Raw genomic sequence first — 14,490 nt, 5'->3', positions numbered from 1 at the left:
ATATTTATAAATGCTTTACCCCATAATCAACCTTCATGGAGATGAAGAATGAACAAAGTAAAATTATTTGCACTTCCTTTACTTGCAGCCGCAGTCGTAATGACTGGTTGTGCCAGCCGTAAACCAGCAGCTGAAGTCCAAACTGGCAACCTCGACACCAGTGGCACCACCACTGTAAGCACTGAAGGTCTAAGTGAAGATGCAGCTCTAAGCGCCCAAAATATGGCGGGTGCATCTGCTAAAGGTGTAACTGCGGAAAATAAGGCTTATTTAGCTAAACGTGTGGTTCACTTTGACTATGACAGTAGCGAACTGAGCAATGACGATATTCGTACTCTGCAAGCACATGCCCAGTTCCTGATGGCAAATGCCAATTCTCGTGTAGCTTTAACCGGTCATACAGATGAACGCGGTACACGTGAATACAACATGGCGCTTGGTGAGCGTCGTGCCAAAGCAGTAGAAAGCTTCCTGATCACTTCTGGTGTAAATGCGGGCCAACTTGAAGCAGTGAGCTATGGTAAAGAAATGCCAGTTAATCCTGGCCATGATGAAAGTGCGTGGAAAGAAAACCGCCGTGTAGAAATCAACTACGAAGCTGTTCCACCACTACTAAAATAAGTGATCATTTAAATAATGCATCATTCATAAAAAAGCACTCAATTGAGTGCTTTTTTATTAGGAAGATATTTGAAAGATCAAAGAATAAGATTATTCTTTGCCTTCACCTTCTTCTGCAGTTTGCATGGATTCAATCATGTCGTGTTTATTGAATTTTTTATATTCAGGTTTTGCTTCGTAATCCTTCCACGCTTCTTTCATCTTGTCTTCAGAAATTTCATCGAGATTAATCGCTTCGCTCGGCGTTGGAGTCGCATCAAACTTTAATGTTGTCATCTCTGTGCTCCTATGATCATTTTTTCCTTTGATTCAACATAGCACTTTCCACAGGAGTTGCAAGGGCAAAATCACAACAAATAATTCAGTTTAATTGTCCTTTTCGAACGTTCTCATCTAAAATATAGCCGTATATCGTTTTGATCTTTTTTCCCCGATTATAAGTCTTGGAGTTTTTCCCTTATGTCATACCGCACCTTATCCCAATTCCTACAACAACAAAGCGGGAACCTCACACCTGAACTTGCACAAGTAATTGAAACAATTGGAAATACCTGCAAGCGTATTGACCAAATCCTGCAAAAAGGTGCTCTAGCGGGTGTATTAGGTAGTGCTCAGCATGAAAATGTTCAAGGCGAAGAGCAAAAGAAACTGGACGTGATTTCTAATGATTATCTGATTGATGCATTAAAAGTACATCCACATGTAGGCGGTTTAGCGTCTGAAGAACTGGATGAATTCACTTCAGCCCAGGAAAATGGTCAATATCTAGTATTGTTCGATCCACTTGATGGCTCAAGCAATATTGATATCAACATGTGTGTGGGTACCATCTTTTCGATTCTTCCCGCAAAAAATAGTGTAACTCAGGCAGAAGACTTCATGCAGGCTGGTGTCAATCAGGTTGCTGCTGGTTATGTGTTGTATGGCCCATCAACCATGATGGCACTGACTGTGGGTGCTGGTGTGGTATTCTTTACTTTTGATCCTGAAACTCAGGAGTTTCTGTTGACTTCTGAAGCGATTCAGGTCGCTGCTGATACTAAAGAATATGCAATCAATGCATCGAACCAGCGTCACTGGGAAGCACCTGTACAGCGTTATATCGATGAATTGCTGGCAGGTAAAACAGGTCCTCGCGCCAAAGATTTCAATATGCGCTGGGTCGCTTGTATGGTTGGCGATATTCACCGTATTCTGTGCCGTAGCGGGATCTTCATGTACCCGTACGACTTGAAAGACCCAACTAAAGCAGGTCGTTTACGTTTAATGTATGAAGCCAATCCAATGAGTATGCTGATGGAACAGGCTGGCGGTGCATCAACGACTGGTCGTGTCCGCATTCTTGAAATCGAACCTACAAATCTGCATCAACGTGTTCCTGTCATCATTGGTTCAAAAAATGAAGTTGAGCTTGTGACCAGCTACCACCACTAATTTTTAAACGGCAGTTGATCCTTGATTGACTGCCGTGGACTTTCTTCTTATGCCAACCATCTTCCTTGAATCTAAAGACAATCCTAAAATTAAACACTTACGCGGTTTAATTGAACAGAATTCTTATCGAAAAAAACAAGGACAAACTGTGCTTGAAGGCACGCACCTGTGTCTTGCATGGTTACATGAAAATAAGAAAATCAATTCAATCTTCACGACTGAACATGCTTTAGCGCATCCTGATTTCGACATTATTTTAAACAAATATACCGGTGTGGTCTTTGTCATTGGTGAATCACTTTATAAGGACCTGAGTACTTTAGGTACGTCGATTGCCTGTATGGCGATTGTCGATATTCCAAGCTCAAGCCAGGCACTTGATTTTACAGCAGATACCCTGATTCTTGAAAATGTGCAGGATCCCGGAAATGTCGGCACCCTGCTACGTTCAGCAGCAGCTGCTGGTATTGATCAGGTCATTTGTACCAAGGGTTCAGCATCTCTCTGGTCACCACGCGTATTACGTGCGGGTATGGGCGCGCATTTTTCTTTGCAAACTTTTGAAAATATCGCACTGGAAGATCTTTTACCGCAATTCAAGATTCCGGTATATGTCACCAGCTCACATCGTTCTAGCAGCCTGTATAGCAAGGACTTGCGTAAAGCCTGCGTCTGGATTCTGGGCAATGAAGGTCAAGGCGTATCTGACTATGCCCTGCAACATGCCGAAGCGGTGACTATCCCACAGCCAGGTGGACAGGAATCCCTGAATGTTGCGATTGCAGGCTCTATCTGTTTCTTTGAGATGGTGCGTCAACGTATCTAATACGGTATTTAGGTTACATTGTTTTAATTACAGTCAGTGTATTTATAAAATAGATTACACTACAAAAATAATAAGTTTTATTGTCAACCAAATCGTTATTCCCAACGTTATTTGCACATGAACTTGGGAATAATGGTGGGTATCCAATGACAGGATTTTCCATCTCTATGGATTTAGCACCGAAACCGTTGCAGTCACAAGATGCGAGTATTCTGAAGAGTACCGCTGAGTCTCGCCTGAAAAATTTCATGCAGGACGTGACTGGTCGTGCTTTGGTGATGATGGAAAGTGCGACTCAAGGACAACATGGGATCGCAATGGATCTGGTTCAGGAAGCTTTTATTTCTTTGCATAAATCTTATGCAGAAAAAAGCACTGAAGAGTGGTATCCCCTGTTCTATACGATTCTGAATAACAAATTACAGGATTGGCGTCGTAAAGAAGCACGTCGCAACCAGCCATTTTCCTTTTTCAAAAAAGTCAGCCTCGATGACGATGAAGTCGAATTTGACAATCTGGTAGATGAATCTACCCCCTCACCTTTAGAATTTCTGGATCAGGCAGTAACTGCTGAAGAAATTCAGAAGGCGATTGCCAAATTACCTGTGCGTCAGCAGCAAGCATTTATGCTCAGAGCCTGGGAAGGCTTTGATACTCAAACTACAGCGCAAATTATGAACTGTACAGAAGGCAGTGTGAAAACCCATTATCACCGTGCTATTCAAGGTCTACGTGCCTCTCTAGCACACTTAAATCCATATCTGGGAGGATCATCCGAATGAAGCAAGATGATTTCTTAAAGCAAGTAACTTCCAAACTTGATGGACTGGCACAGCACCACAAAGATAAACCGGTGGTGATGAATCATGTGCTGGAGCATATTCAGGACGCACAACATTCACGCTTTGCATTTCTAAAAATGTCTGGCTTTGCTCTGGCTGCTGCGATTGCTGGCGTGGTAGTGCTACCGAATATTGTCAGCCATAACGAACCTCAGACTCAGGCAGTATCTACCCCCAAACTCTCCCCACAGATGCTTGAAGATCTGGAAATGTTAATGGTTTTAGGTGAGGACAAAGTTCCACATGGCAGCTAAAAGATTAGCAATTGCATTTTGTGCATTCAGCTTCCTGCAAACCAGCTTTGCGGGATTTGAACGTTTTTGGATTTTTTCCAAAGATGCCAATACGCAGGTCAACGAAACCTGGGATACCCTTTCTGATTCCGAGCAACTGGCATTAATTAAACGTTATCAGTCCTTAAAAGAAATGCCTGAACAGCAACGTATTAATTTACAGCAACGCATGGACTGGTTCACTCAGCTTCCTGAAGCTGAAAAGCAGCGTATGCGTGAAACTTGGCAAATGATGAGCAGCCAGGAACGTAAGGAGTTAGGTGCACGAATGCAAAAAGCAACACCAGAAGAACGACTGGCGATCCGTGAAGAATATATCCAGAAATACCAGCAACTCACTCAACCTAAAACTCATTAATTTAAGTTAAATAAAAAAGCCTCCATCTGGAGGCTTTTTTCATGCTGCAATTATTTTCTAACTCGGCGATATCCTGCCAGACCTAATAATCCGAACAATCCCCAAATTCCAAACGAGCCACCGCCACTTGATGATGTATTGGTATTTTTAGCCGTATTTTTTAAGTTAATTCTTGCTGTATCTGACATCAACTCATCTGCATCAAAAACATGATACTGCATATCATAATCTGACTGACTAAAAGTGTTTTTCACACTAAAAGTCAATTTTCCACCATAACAGGTTTCACCGGCAAAATTCCCTGGGCATGGTCCTTCTCGCTCTGCAGAAAGGTTTACTCCGGCAGGAAGCTTGACAATGCGAATTGGAATCTCACGACCATCTTTATCACGATAGAAAGCAGCCTTACCATTCATCCGTGGACCATCACCATCGTCACTGTCATTCTCTAATGGATTCACAGTCACAGTCAGATTGTTCTCTGCGCTAATTCTATATTCGTCATTTTTTACAATCGGTTTAATATTTACAAATGCGCCCTGCAAAATACCTGTACTGCTGGTACCTGTCTGCTTGTCTTTAATTGTATAACGGCAATACTCCGTATCCGAGAGACTGGTTGCTTTGCCATCAGTACGATACATCATGATACGGTTTAAGTCAGGCTTCCATTCACATTTTAAATTTGGATCATTAGGCGCACCTTGAACAATTAATGAACTGCCTGATCCAGATAAAGACCCTACACCTAAAGATTGCACTGTAATTTCATAATTTTGTGAATTTAATGCTTTAGCTTGTACTTGAGTATTATTTAAAGTTTCTTGAGGCATGACCAAACTAAATGGATTAATGTATATGGCACGATATTTCTGGTATTGCTTGGTATATTTTAAAAGATCCTCATATTCTTTTAGCTCTTCCTTTAAGCCCTGTATTTCCTCAGGTTTTGTATTCTTATCGGCCAGAATAGAATTAATATCATCAATATTTTCCTGATAATAATCCAGCAACTCTGTTAAAGAACTATTTTTTAGACCAGAAATATCTGCTGCGGTTAAGTTCCGGATTTCGATCGACCCAATTTCACAGGAATTTTTTGCGTCCGGATTAAATAGCAAAGTTGCCTTAGTCAACCGCTCAATTCCACGCTGATCAATTTCTTCACAACTTTCTGTACCGATATTAACCAGATCCGTATTCGATTGTCGATCAATAGGATAATACATCCCTAAATAACGGTTATTTACAGAAGGTTCGATATAAGCAGTTAACAGATCTGTGATCTTATTATTAGATACATCAATATTCGTTGAAACACTGTTTTCTGCCACTTCAGGCAACACACAGCGTGAGGAACCACTTGTATGGATCGCATTATAAGCAGTAAATAAATCTACACCCTGTTCTTTACTTGGATTTCCACCATTCAAGGCATATTCACAAGATAGGCCCTGGTTAAAGGCCAACACATTATAAGCCAGACTCGAATTACCAGTATTGTCATAAAAGATGGTAGAGCGAGCAGTATTCTCGACAATCGTGTTATTAATGGCACTAAAAGTGAAGAAAGAACTTAATGGACGGCTAATTTCATTGGTCATTCGGAAAATATGACCTGTGGCACTGGTCGTATTTTTTGCAATTGTAGAGTTACTAATATCCGCTTTGGCATAACCACAAAAGTCCAGAATACTGGCCGTATCAGTAGAACCATTTTTGACAATGCTGCTTGCGCTAATTTCTAGCTTTGTCTCTGTACTGCCCAGATTCCCCACACAATCCATGGCCAAGACACTGCCATATGTAGCTGCTTTATTCTGATGAATTAAGGAATCCTGAATCTTGATAATTTTTTCATTATTCATCGCCACTGCATAAATTGCTCCGCCTTCTGCAGCCGCTCGTGAATTTACAATTTCACTATTCACGAGGCTTAGAGGGCCAGCGACATAAAATGTTCCACCATTACCTTTATCCAGACTGGTTTTTGCAGCATAACCATCTTTCAGGATGACACCATTTACCACCATGCTGGCTTGGCTAGCGACCGTATTAAATAAGCGGGTTTTCCCTTGGCCTGAAAGGATGGTGGTTAAAGCCTCACGTGTTGGATATAAAAAGGTAATAGGACTTCTTTGAGTATAATTGAAGGGTGATTTTCCCAAAATATTGACATGGGATTCAACAATAATTTCACTATTGAGTTTATATTCCCCAGCTTCAAGCTGGATGACATCTGGAGCGGAACCGTCATTACGCAATGTACGGCCAACATTACACCCTCCATAGGATTTATCCAGCTTGGCTGTCTTAATGGCTTCACGCAAGGAACAGGCACTGGTATTTTCCCCATCCTCGTCAGCAAATGTAGTGACATATATGGTTTTATCTTCGGCTGCCATTAAACTCATGGCAGATAAAATCATGGCTGCAAGCAGTCCTTTTTTATAATTTTTCATGATTTTTCCTTAATCTTTTAATCTGCGACGTAGGCCGATCAACCCTATCAAGCCCATTAAGCCAGCGATTCCCCATGCCCCACCCGAGGTTTTCACAGACTTGTCTTTCATTTCATTTTTAGGTTCCTGTACAATCTGGGTACTTAAAACCAGATAAGGTTTGGACTTATTAAATCGTGTAGATGAAGTAACTACCTGAATTTCAAAAATGTCAGCACCATGCCATTGTGAATCTGGGGTATAAACCACATTCCCATCAATATCAATGACTGTTTTGCCCTTGGAAACAGTTTTGGTTTGGATAACCTGTAAGCAGCCATCTTGCCAAGGCTCACCCTTTGGATTCTCTCCAATAATGTTATTGCATTGTTCTTTAGGAATTAAATCACTATCTCCTAAAACAGATTCAATTGAAAACTTTGCAGTCTCTCCTTTTAGAAGATCCTGTCCAACCAGACTGGTAGATGTTGGAACTGTAATTTCAATCGCGCCACGATCACAAAATAAGTTATCCAGTAAACGGTCTACACCGCGTTGGTCTGCCGCCTCACAGCTGACTGAAGGATTGCTGCTATTGTAGCTAGTCCCTCTATTTACAATCGGTGAATCACTGACCTGATTATAATTCAACAGGATCCGAGGACGTAGATAGCCCAAAAACTGATCTTTAGGAACGCTATAAGGACATAGAATAGCATCGCTATTTTGTTTTAAATTTAGACAGACACCTTCACTTTGATCTGAAGCCTCTGCAAACAAGCGAGTACCTGTCAAGATCTGGTTTGGATACGCAGCATCACCTGTACCACAAGATGCTGTTACCAGATTATTGTGAATCGTACTTTTATCCGTAGTTTCAATCTGACAATCCTGCGTACCATTTCTTAAAATAATACTGTTCGCCACATAGGCTTTACCATTCGGAGCATTAATACGTAGTGCTGTACCTGTATTATCCACTATTGTCAGGTTATTGATTCCCACCCCATCAATCACATTGATCAGTGCTCCCTTATTTTTTAACAGGGTACTGCTTAGGACTTCAGCATTAATGGATTGAATATCGGCAGGATTATCGACTTGGCCCGCTGTATAAATATTGGTAGCATTATTATTAAGCGTCTGGTTATTCTTTAAAACGCTTTGATAAACCAGAAAGTATGGAAGCTGGCTATAGAGTATGCCACCCTGTTGCGCCTGATTATTTTCAATCAGGCTGGTTTTTATTTCGGCAAAAGCAATCAGATTCTGGCCAAATTTCCCCACATTATAAATGGCACCACCTTGACTCGCAGCCCCCTTATATAAGCGGCTGTAATCAATTATCAATTTACCTTTATTATGAATTAGGCCACCTTGTTCGGCACAGCTGCTTTTACCGCAACCTTCAAGGTCGAGTTCTTTTAAATTGACTTGAATCAGCTCTTCATCATTGCTAATACGGAAGAGATTATCTGTCCCTTTCATTTGAATATGAGCGTTATATAACCCCATTACCTTATCGGTACTACTAAATTCACCATCTACTTCTGCGATAGATTTAATCGTCACTGATTTCTTGATCGGGATATGTTTATTCAGAACATAAGTCGTTTTTTCTTTTAAGATAATGGTGCCAATAGCATTTTCGCCACCACAGCCCATATAACCTTCTTTAGCCAGGCCACGATTCACATATTCAACAGCTTCTCGAAGTGAACATTCCTTGTCATCTTTTTCAATATCTTCTGTGGTAGTTACAATAATTTCTGCACTATATGCCTGCCCCGCCATACATAGCAAAGCCATGCCTATGCTCTTCTTGAGCATACCCTTCTCCTTAATTTTTTATTTCTTTCTTTTTCTTCTAAAGTTGCATCTTCCTTGCAACAGCGAATTATTTTGCCTTACTTTCGCATAGACTGAGTAATTACTCAAGATGTTTTATAATTTAACGATATTCATCAATTAATGCATAAATCTGCCGCAGGTTAGCATTACTGACTTTCAGCTTTTCGCCTTTAAGTAATTGAATAATCTGTTCTAATGTTTGTAGAAGCACGGAAGTTTGATGTGGTCCGTGATTCAGCAAATAATCAAAAATCTGTGGATCAAGATGAATACCGCGTCGGTCCAATACCGAGGATACCAAGGCAAATCGGTCCGCATAAAGACTGCCATTTGGGACACGGACACTGACTGCCTGCGTGAGTCGGGACTGCAAATCAGGTAATTCAAGCTTTAATTCAATGGGCGCAAAACGGGAAGAAAACACCAGTTGACCACCACCTTCATCATTATAATTAATCAAGTGAAAAACGGCGCGTTGCCAATGCGGAACCCCGCTAATGGCTTCAATATCATCCAGTGCGATCAGGTCAAACCGGTCCAGCGAAGTAATCGCTTCAGTGGGTGCATCCAGAAGTTCCAGCAAGGACACCTGTATAGCAGTCTTGCCGATTTCCAGATAAGAATCACAGATGGCAGAGAGTAAATGACTTTTACCTGTTCCAGCTCCACCATACACGTAAAAGCGGCTGATTAGGCCTGCATGCAGCTGTCGGACTGCATCAATTACATGCCCCCATCCCGGGCCCGAAAAATCACTAATTCGAGCATCGAGTTGAGGTTCTATATCTAGCTGCAATTGACGCATATGATTCTGATGGCCTTATGAGTCTTTATGAAGAGGTACATCCATCTTACTTGATTTCTCTCCCTCTTGCAGTGGTTTTGCTTCTGACTTTTTCATTTCAATATCAACATCTAAGTCTGAAGTTTCTATGCTTATGGAACCTGTAGCCGGATCATTCATGACGACTGCCTGATTTCCATAAAATGATGTGCACTCATAATATTCACGTGCATGTCTGAGCAGAACCACAATTACCGCTGCAACTGGGAGAGCAATCAGCATTCCCAGGAAGCCAGCCAGTTGTGCACCTGCCAATACCGCAAAAACTACAGCAACTGGAGATAAACCTATTTTATCGCCGAGCAGGAATGGCTGTAATACATAGCCTTCTACCGCCTGACCGACCATAAATACGACACCCACCAGAACCAGTTGCCACCAGTCGATCCCGAATTGCAGGAAAGTTGCAATCACAGCTGCAATAATCCCGACCGCAAACCCCAGATAAGGAATAATACTGGCCAGACCTGCCACCATGCCAATAATCAGGCCAACTTCAAGACCAATCAATTGCAAACCAATCGCATAAACGATTCCCAGCAGAATCATCACCAGAAACTGCCCTTTCACAAAGGCCCCAAGTACACTGTGACATTCACCGACGATTCTTAATGTACTTTGTTCATAAGGACGTGGAATCAGACGGCGTAAGCTTTCCAGCATACGATCCCAATCCAGCAGAAAATAGAATGCAATAATTGGAATCAGAACAATCGTACCGCCAATCTGCAAGAAGTTAATTCCAGATTGTGCAAGACGTAGCAGAAAGGCCTGAATACTGTCAGCACTATAATTGGTTTGCACATAGTCCATGACCACATCAGAAATCTGTGTGGTATCAATTTCCATTTCAACGACATTGAAGGTATTCGACAGCCACGGTAAAAAGGTTGAATTAATCCAGCCAATGACCGCAGGTATATTGTCACGCGCATAAATCAGCTGCTGCCAGATCAACGGCACCAGATACCAGATCGCCAAGATCATAACGATCCCGATTCCAGTAAAAACGATACTAATAGAGAGCCAACGCGGCAGACCGATATCGTGCAGTTTATCTACCAGCGGGCTGAACAGATAAGCCATTAAAAACGCTGCAACAAATGGAATTACAACGGGTTTTAGTAAATATAGAAGCCACAACAACAAAGCTATCCCAGCTAGGATAAACACGCGACGCAATGTGCGATCTACCATAAAGTTTCGCCTTCTCTCTATTAATCGTTATAAAAAGTAAAATATTTTAATAAAGATAGCATTTTAGGGCATAAATACCATAAGAGTTTTGCATATTCAGGTTATAATCCCCCGCGCGAATGCGGAGACTTCATTATGAGCAACTCAACTTCTACCCCAAACACTGGTTTAAGCTACAAAGATGCAGGTGTCGATATTGAAGCGGGAGACGCGTTAGTCGACCGAATCAAGTCCGTCGCTAAGCGTACTAAACGTCCTGAAGTAATGGGCGGATTAGGCGGTTTCGGCGCCCTTTGTAAAATCCCTAAAGGTTATGAAGAACCTGTTCTCGTATCAGGCACAGATGGTGTTGGTACAAAATTACGTCTGGCACTGAATTTGAACCGTCATGACACCATTGGTCAAGATCTGGTTGCAATGTGTGTGAACGACCTTCTCGTTTGTGGTGCTGAACCACTCTTCTTCTTGGACTATTATGCGACTGGTCACCTAAATGTGGACGTAGCTGCAAATGTCGTAACAGGAATCGGTGCTGGCTGTGAACTTGCAGGCTGTGCACTGGTTGGTGGTGAAACTGCTGAAATGCCAGGCATGTACGAAGGTGAAGATTACGATCTTGCAGGCTTCTGTGTCGGTGTAGTTGAGCAAAGCAAAATTATTGATGGCTCTAAAGTAAAAGCGGGTGATGTACTTATTGGTGTTGCATCTTCTGGTGCACATTCAAACGGTTATTCGTTGCTTCGTAAAATTCTTGAAGTTAAAAATGTTGACCTGAATCAAATCGTTGATGGTCGTCCACTTGCAGATGTTGCAATGGAACCAACACGTATTTATGTGAAATCGATTCTTGAGCTGCTAAAACAGGTTGATGTACATGCGATGGCACATATCACTGGTGGCGGTTTACCAGGCAACCTGCCTCGCGTATTACCAAACGGTGCTCAAGCAGTCGTAAATGAATCTTCTTGGGAATGGCCTGAGCTGTTCAAACTTCTTCAACGCGAAGGTGGTGTAGAACAGTTTGAAATGTATCGTACCTTTAACTGTGGCGTAGGTATGGTTCTTGTTGTTGATGCAGCCGAAGCAGACAAAACTGTAGAGTTACTCAACGGTTTGGGCGAGAAAGCATGGGCAATGGGTCACATTGCAGATAATGCTGAATCTGTTGAAGGTGCAGACGAAAAAATCCGTGTGATCTTCGCGTAATTTCGCATGATTAAAATTGCTGTACTTGTTTCAGGCAGTGGATCGAACCTGCAAGCCCTGATTGATGCCAATCTGTCAGGGAAAATTGTCGGAGTGCTTTCCAACAAGCCTGAAGCATTTGCTTTAGAGCGCGCTCATAAAGCAGGAATTCCGACTGCAGTCATTGAACATAAGCACTATCCAAGCAGGGAAGCTTTTGATGATGTCATGCATCAGCAGCTTCTGGACTGGGAGGTTGATCTGGTCGTACTTGCGGGCTTTATGCGAATTTTAAGTGAAAAATTTGTGAAAGCCTGGGAAGGGAAAATGCTGAATATTCACCCTTCTCTACTACCACATTACAAAGGCATGCATACCCATCAGCGCGTCCTGAATACCGGTGATGTTCTGCATGGTTGCACAGTGCATTATGTCACTCCAGAACTGGATGCCGGCCAAGCCTTAGCACAGGGTATGTTAAAAGTATCGCATCAAGATACGACTCACACTTTAGCTCAGCGGGTACATATACTGGAACATCTGATTTACCCACAAGTGGTAGAATGGATCTGTAATGGGACAATTCAGCATACTGAACAAGGTGTGTTGTACCGTAATGCAAAAATGCAAGAACCTGTTCAATTCTGCAAATTCTAAAAGTCCAAATATAAAAAAACGCATCCTCGGATGCGTTTTTTTATTTCTTTAGATGAGATGAACTTTAAGCAGACTGTTGCTGAATCAGTTGTTTGACCAGACTCGCGACTTGCTCAGGCTGCTCCAATGGGAACATATGCCCACCATCTACCACTGTAAATGGAATGCCAAATTTCTTTTGCACTTGCTGCGGAAATCTGCGCGCCAAAAATGGACCTTTCTTGGCAACCACCAGATGTACTGGTACTTTTGGTTTAGCCTGAGGTAACCACCATAGTGATGGATTGGTTCTAAAGATATTCACTTCATCCATTTTAGGAATGGTGAGTTCAACTCCACCTCGAACCGGATCATCCTTTAAGGCATAGTCAATATAAGCCTGGAAGCAATCTGCATCAAAATCCTGATAAAAGCCTTTCGGTCGCAGCAGTTCAGCTGCCTGTTCCCGAGACTCCCAATGATCACGACGGCGTTTCGACAAACCTGCAGGTGACATCTGGTCCAGTGCTTTTAAGCGCAAAGTTTTTGCAATATGCAACGCCAAGGCTTCTTTGCCCATGATCATTGGTGGATCAAGCATAATCATTTGCGAAAAAAGTTCCGGACGCTGTAAGGAGGCCTGAAAACTCAGGACTGAACCTAATGAATGCCCCAAACCAATCACCGGACGTCCATGAGACTGGCGCACGATACTATCAATCACCTGCTGAGTCAGACTTTTCCAGTGATTATCAATCGGATAACGCTTATCAGGCCCTAATAACGGCACATAGATAATATCGTAATCATCTTGCAGTCCTTCAAACAGCTTTTGATAGACTTTAGATGGCACGCCATTGGCGTGCGCAAAATGAATCAATGGTTTCATTGTAAGGTCGTTTTATTTTCTGACTGAAGTTTTTGTGCCACTGAAGTTGCAATTCCTTCACCAATCGATGAGCCCATACGACCCAGTACTGACTCAAATGGACTATATTCAATGGTGTAATTTAAAGCCTTTTCAGTTTTTAGTTCACGTTTCAAAGTATTTAAACTGCCAATACGATCTGCAATACCCAATTTCACCGCTTGTTCACCGGTCCAGAACAGACCTGAGAAAATAGTAGGATCATTCGATTTTAATTTAGCTCCACGCCCCTGCTTTACAGCATTAATAAAGTGACCATGCACATTATCCAGCACACCCTGTACATGCGCTTTTTGTGCAGGATCAACTGGCTGTGTCATTGACAGCAAGGCTTTATTTTCACCTGAAGTCATGGTGCGGTCTTCAACACCAAGTTTTTGTAGCAGGTTATTCACACCATAATTCGGCATGATCACACCGATTGAACCGACCAGACTCGATGGATTGACAATGATTTCATCTGCAGCGGATGCAATATAGTAAGCACCAGAAGCCCCTGTATCACCAATCACGGCATAGAGTTTTTTCTCAGGATGCTGTTTTTTCAGATACTGTATTTCCTGCCAGATTTCATCTGACTGGACTGGTGAACCACCCGGTGAATTAATATTTAAAACGACAGCCTTACTTTGCTTGTTTTCAAAGGCTTTTTTGAGTGATTTGATGGTATTGCTACTGTTTACGCTTTGCTTGTCTGCGGCAATCGTACCAATAATATCAACCACAGCAATGTGTGCACCTGCGCCTGCACTTGGATCAGAAGCACTCATGCTACAGCCTTTACCTAGCGCAAGAATGACAACCAGCAGATAAGCAAAGGTTAGAAATTTGAAGAAGATCCCCCAGCGACGTGCCCGTCGTTGCTCTTCTACTGAAGCTAAAACTGCTTTCTCCAGCAGTTTCCATTCTGGGCCAGTCGGTTGAACTGGTTGTTGCGTATTTTGTATTTGATTTTCAGGTTTTGGTGGCCAATCGGACATAAATAATCCAATAAATTAATTTATATTGAACCCATTATATACACCGAAAAGGGT

15 protein-coding genes are annotated in these 14,490 nt (G+C 42.2%); 8 read left to right on the top strand and 7 right to left on the bottom strand.

Annotated elements, in window-relative coordinates; genetic code table 11:
* Positions 1 to 48 precede the first annotated feature (48 nt).
* Positions 49 to 621 (top strand): peptidoglycan-associated lipoprotein Pal, encoded by a 573-nt coding sequence (gene pal / locus AC4MCD_RS04540; RefSeq protein WP_004784608.1) that lies wholly within the window; start codon positions 49 to 51, stop codon positions 619 to 621.
* A 90-nt stretch (positions 622 to 711) separates the two neighbouring features.
* On the opposite strand, the gene AC4MCD_RS04535 is transcribed toward pal, so the two are convergent.
* On the bottom strand, positions 712 to 897 hold the full coding sequence (locus AC4MCD_RS04535) for an NF038105 family protein (RefSeq protein ID WP_159124034.1): 186 nt from the start codon (positions 895 to 897) through the stop codon (positions 712 to 714).
* Positions 898 to 1,080: 183 nt separating this feature from the next.
* Here AC4MCD_RS04535 and AC4MCD_RS04530 point away from each other — a divergent pair, with 183 nt between their 5' ends.
* The 5 genes from AC4MCD_RS04530 to AC4MCD_RS04510 all read left to right on the top strand — a co-directional run bounded on the left by AC4MCD_RS04530 (position 1,081) and on the right by AC4MCD_RS04510 (position 4,374).
* Complete coding sequence (locus AC4MCD_RS04530; RefSeq protein WP_491876647.1) at positions 1,081 to 2,055, top strand: class 1 fructose-bisphosphatase; 975 nt, start codon at positions 1,081 to 1,083, stop codon at positions 2,053 to 2,055.
* 49 nt (positions 2,056 to 2,104) lie between these two features.
* Positions 2,105 to 2,881, top strand: coding sequence for a TrmH family RNA methyltransferase (locus AC4MCD_RS04525; protein ID WP_159124036.1), 777 nt, complete (start codon positions 2,105 to 2,107; stop codon positions 2,879 to 2,881).
* A 167-nt stretch (positions 2,882 to 3,048) separates the two neighbouring features.
* Positions 3,049 to 3,663: an RNA polymerase sigma factor gene (locus tag AC4MCD_RS04520; RefSeq protein WP_491876843.1), complete on the top strand. Its 615-nt coding sequence runs from the start codon at positions 3,049 to 3,051 to the stop codon at positions 3,661 to 3,663.
* Positions 3,660 to 3,977, top strand: coding sequence for a hypothetical protein (locus tag AC4MCD_RS04515; RefSeq protein WP_004784617.1), 318 nt, complete (start codon positions 3,660 to 3,662; stop codon positions 3,975 to 3,977). The genes AC4MCD_RS04520 and AC4MCD_RS04515 overlap by 4 nt, the downstream gene beginning before the upstream one ends.
* The gene (locus AC4MCD_RS04510) at positions 3,967 to 4,374 is read left to right on the top strand and encodes a DUF3106 domain-containing protein (protein WP_159124038.1); all 408 of its coding nucleotides are present in this window, start codon (positions 3,967 to 3,969) and stop codon (positions 4,372 to 4,374) included. Before AC4MCD_RS04515 ends, AC4MCD_RS04510 begins: the two co-directional genes overlap by 11 nt.
* A gap of 50 nt (positions 4,375 to 4,424) precedes the next feature.
* Here AC4MCD_RS04510 and AC4MCD_RS04505 read toward each other — a convergent pair whose 3' ends face one another.
* The 4 genes from AC4MCD_RS04505 to cxpE all read right to left on the bottom strand — a co-directional run bounded on the left by AC4MCD_RS04505 (position 4,425) and on the right by cxpE (position 10,707).
* Positions 4,425 to 6,836 (bottom strand): CSLREA domain-containing protein, encoded by a 2,412-nt coding sequence (locus AC4MCD_RS04505; protein WP_491876646.1) that lies wholly within the window; start codon positions 6,834 to 6,836, stop codon positions 4,425 to 4,427.
* A gap of 9 nt (positions 6,837 to 6,845) precedes the next feature.
* Positions 6,846 to 8,645, bottom strand: coding sequence for a rhombotarget A (gene rbtA, locus AC4MCD_RS04500; protein ID WP_491876645.1), 1,800 nt, complete (start codon positions 8,643 to 8,645; stop codon positions 6,846 to 6,848).
* 121 nt (positions 8,646 to 8,766) lie between these two features.
* A complete protein-coding gene (gene hda, locus AC4MCD_RS04495) occupies positions 8,767 to 9,471 on the bottom strand; it encodes a DnaA regulatory inactivator Hda (protein ID WP_159124042.1) in 705 nt (234 codons plus the stop codon).
* Between the two features lie 15 nt (positions 9,472 to 9,486).
* Positions 9,487 to 10,707 (bottom strand): chloramphenicol efflux transporter CxpE, encoded by a 1,221-nt coding sequence (gene cxpE, locus AC4MCD_RS04490; protein WP_491876644.1) that lies wholly within the window; start codon positions 10,705 to 10,707, stop codon positions 9,487 to 9,489.
* 135 nt (positions 10,708 to 10,842) lie between these two features.
* On the opposite strand from cxpE, the gene purM reads away from it, so the two are divergent.
* Together purM and purN are read left to right on the top strand one after the other, a co-directional pair.
* Complete coding sequence (gene purM, locus AC4MCD_RS04485; RefSeq protein ID WP_034170936.1) at positions 10,843 to 11,913, top strand: phosphoribosylformylglycinamidine cyclo-ligase; 1,071 nt, start codon at positions 10,843 to 10,845, stop codon at positions 11,911 to 11,913.
* A 6-nt stretch (positions 11,914 to 11,919) separates the two neighbouring features.
* Complete coding sequence (gene purN / locus AC4MCD_RS04480) at positions 11,920 to 12,549, top strand: phosphoribosylglycinamide formyltransferase (RefSeq protein ID WP_491876643.1); 630 nt, start codon at positions 11,920 to 11,922, stop codon at positions 12,547 to 12,549.
* A gap of 64 nt (positions 12,550 to 12,613) precedes the next feature.
* Here purN and AC4MCD_RS04475 read toward each other — a convergent pair whose 3' ends face one another.
* The gene (locus tag AC4MCD_RS04475; RefSeq protein ID WP_419365398.1) at positions 12,614 to 13,417 is read right to left on the bottom strand and encodes an alpha/beta fold hydrolase; all 804 of its coding nucleotides are present in this window, start codon (positions 13,415 to 13,417) and stop codon (positions 12,614 to 12,616) included.
* On the bottom strand, positions 13,414 to 14,436 hold the full coding sequence (gene sppA / locus AC4MCD_RS04470; protein WP_491876642.1) for a signal peptide peptidase SppA: 1,023 nt from the start codon (positions 14,434 to 14,436) through the stop codon (positions 13,414 to 13,416). Before sppA ends, AC4MCD_RS04475 begins: the two co-directional genes overlap by 4 nt.
* Positions 14,437 to 14,490 lie beyond the last annotated feature (54 nt).

Source organism: Acinetobacter sp. CAU_H_78 (assembly GCF_058599365.1).
This window is presented reverse-complemented; position numbering and strand designations above follow the sequence as displayed.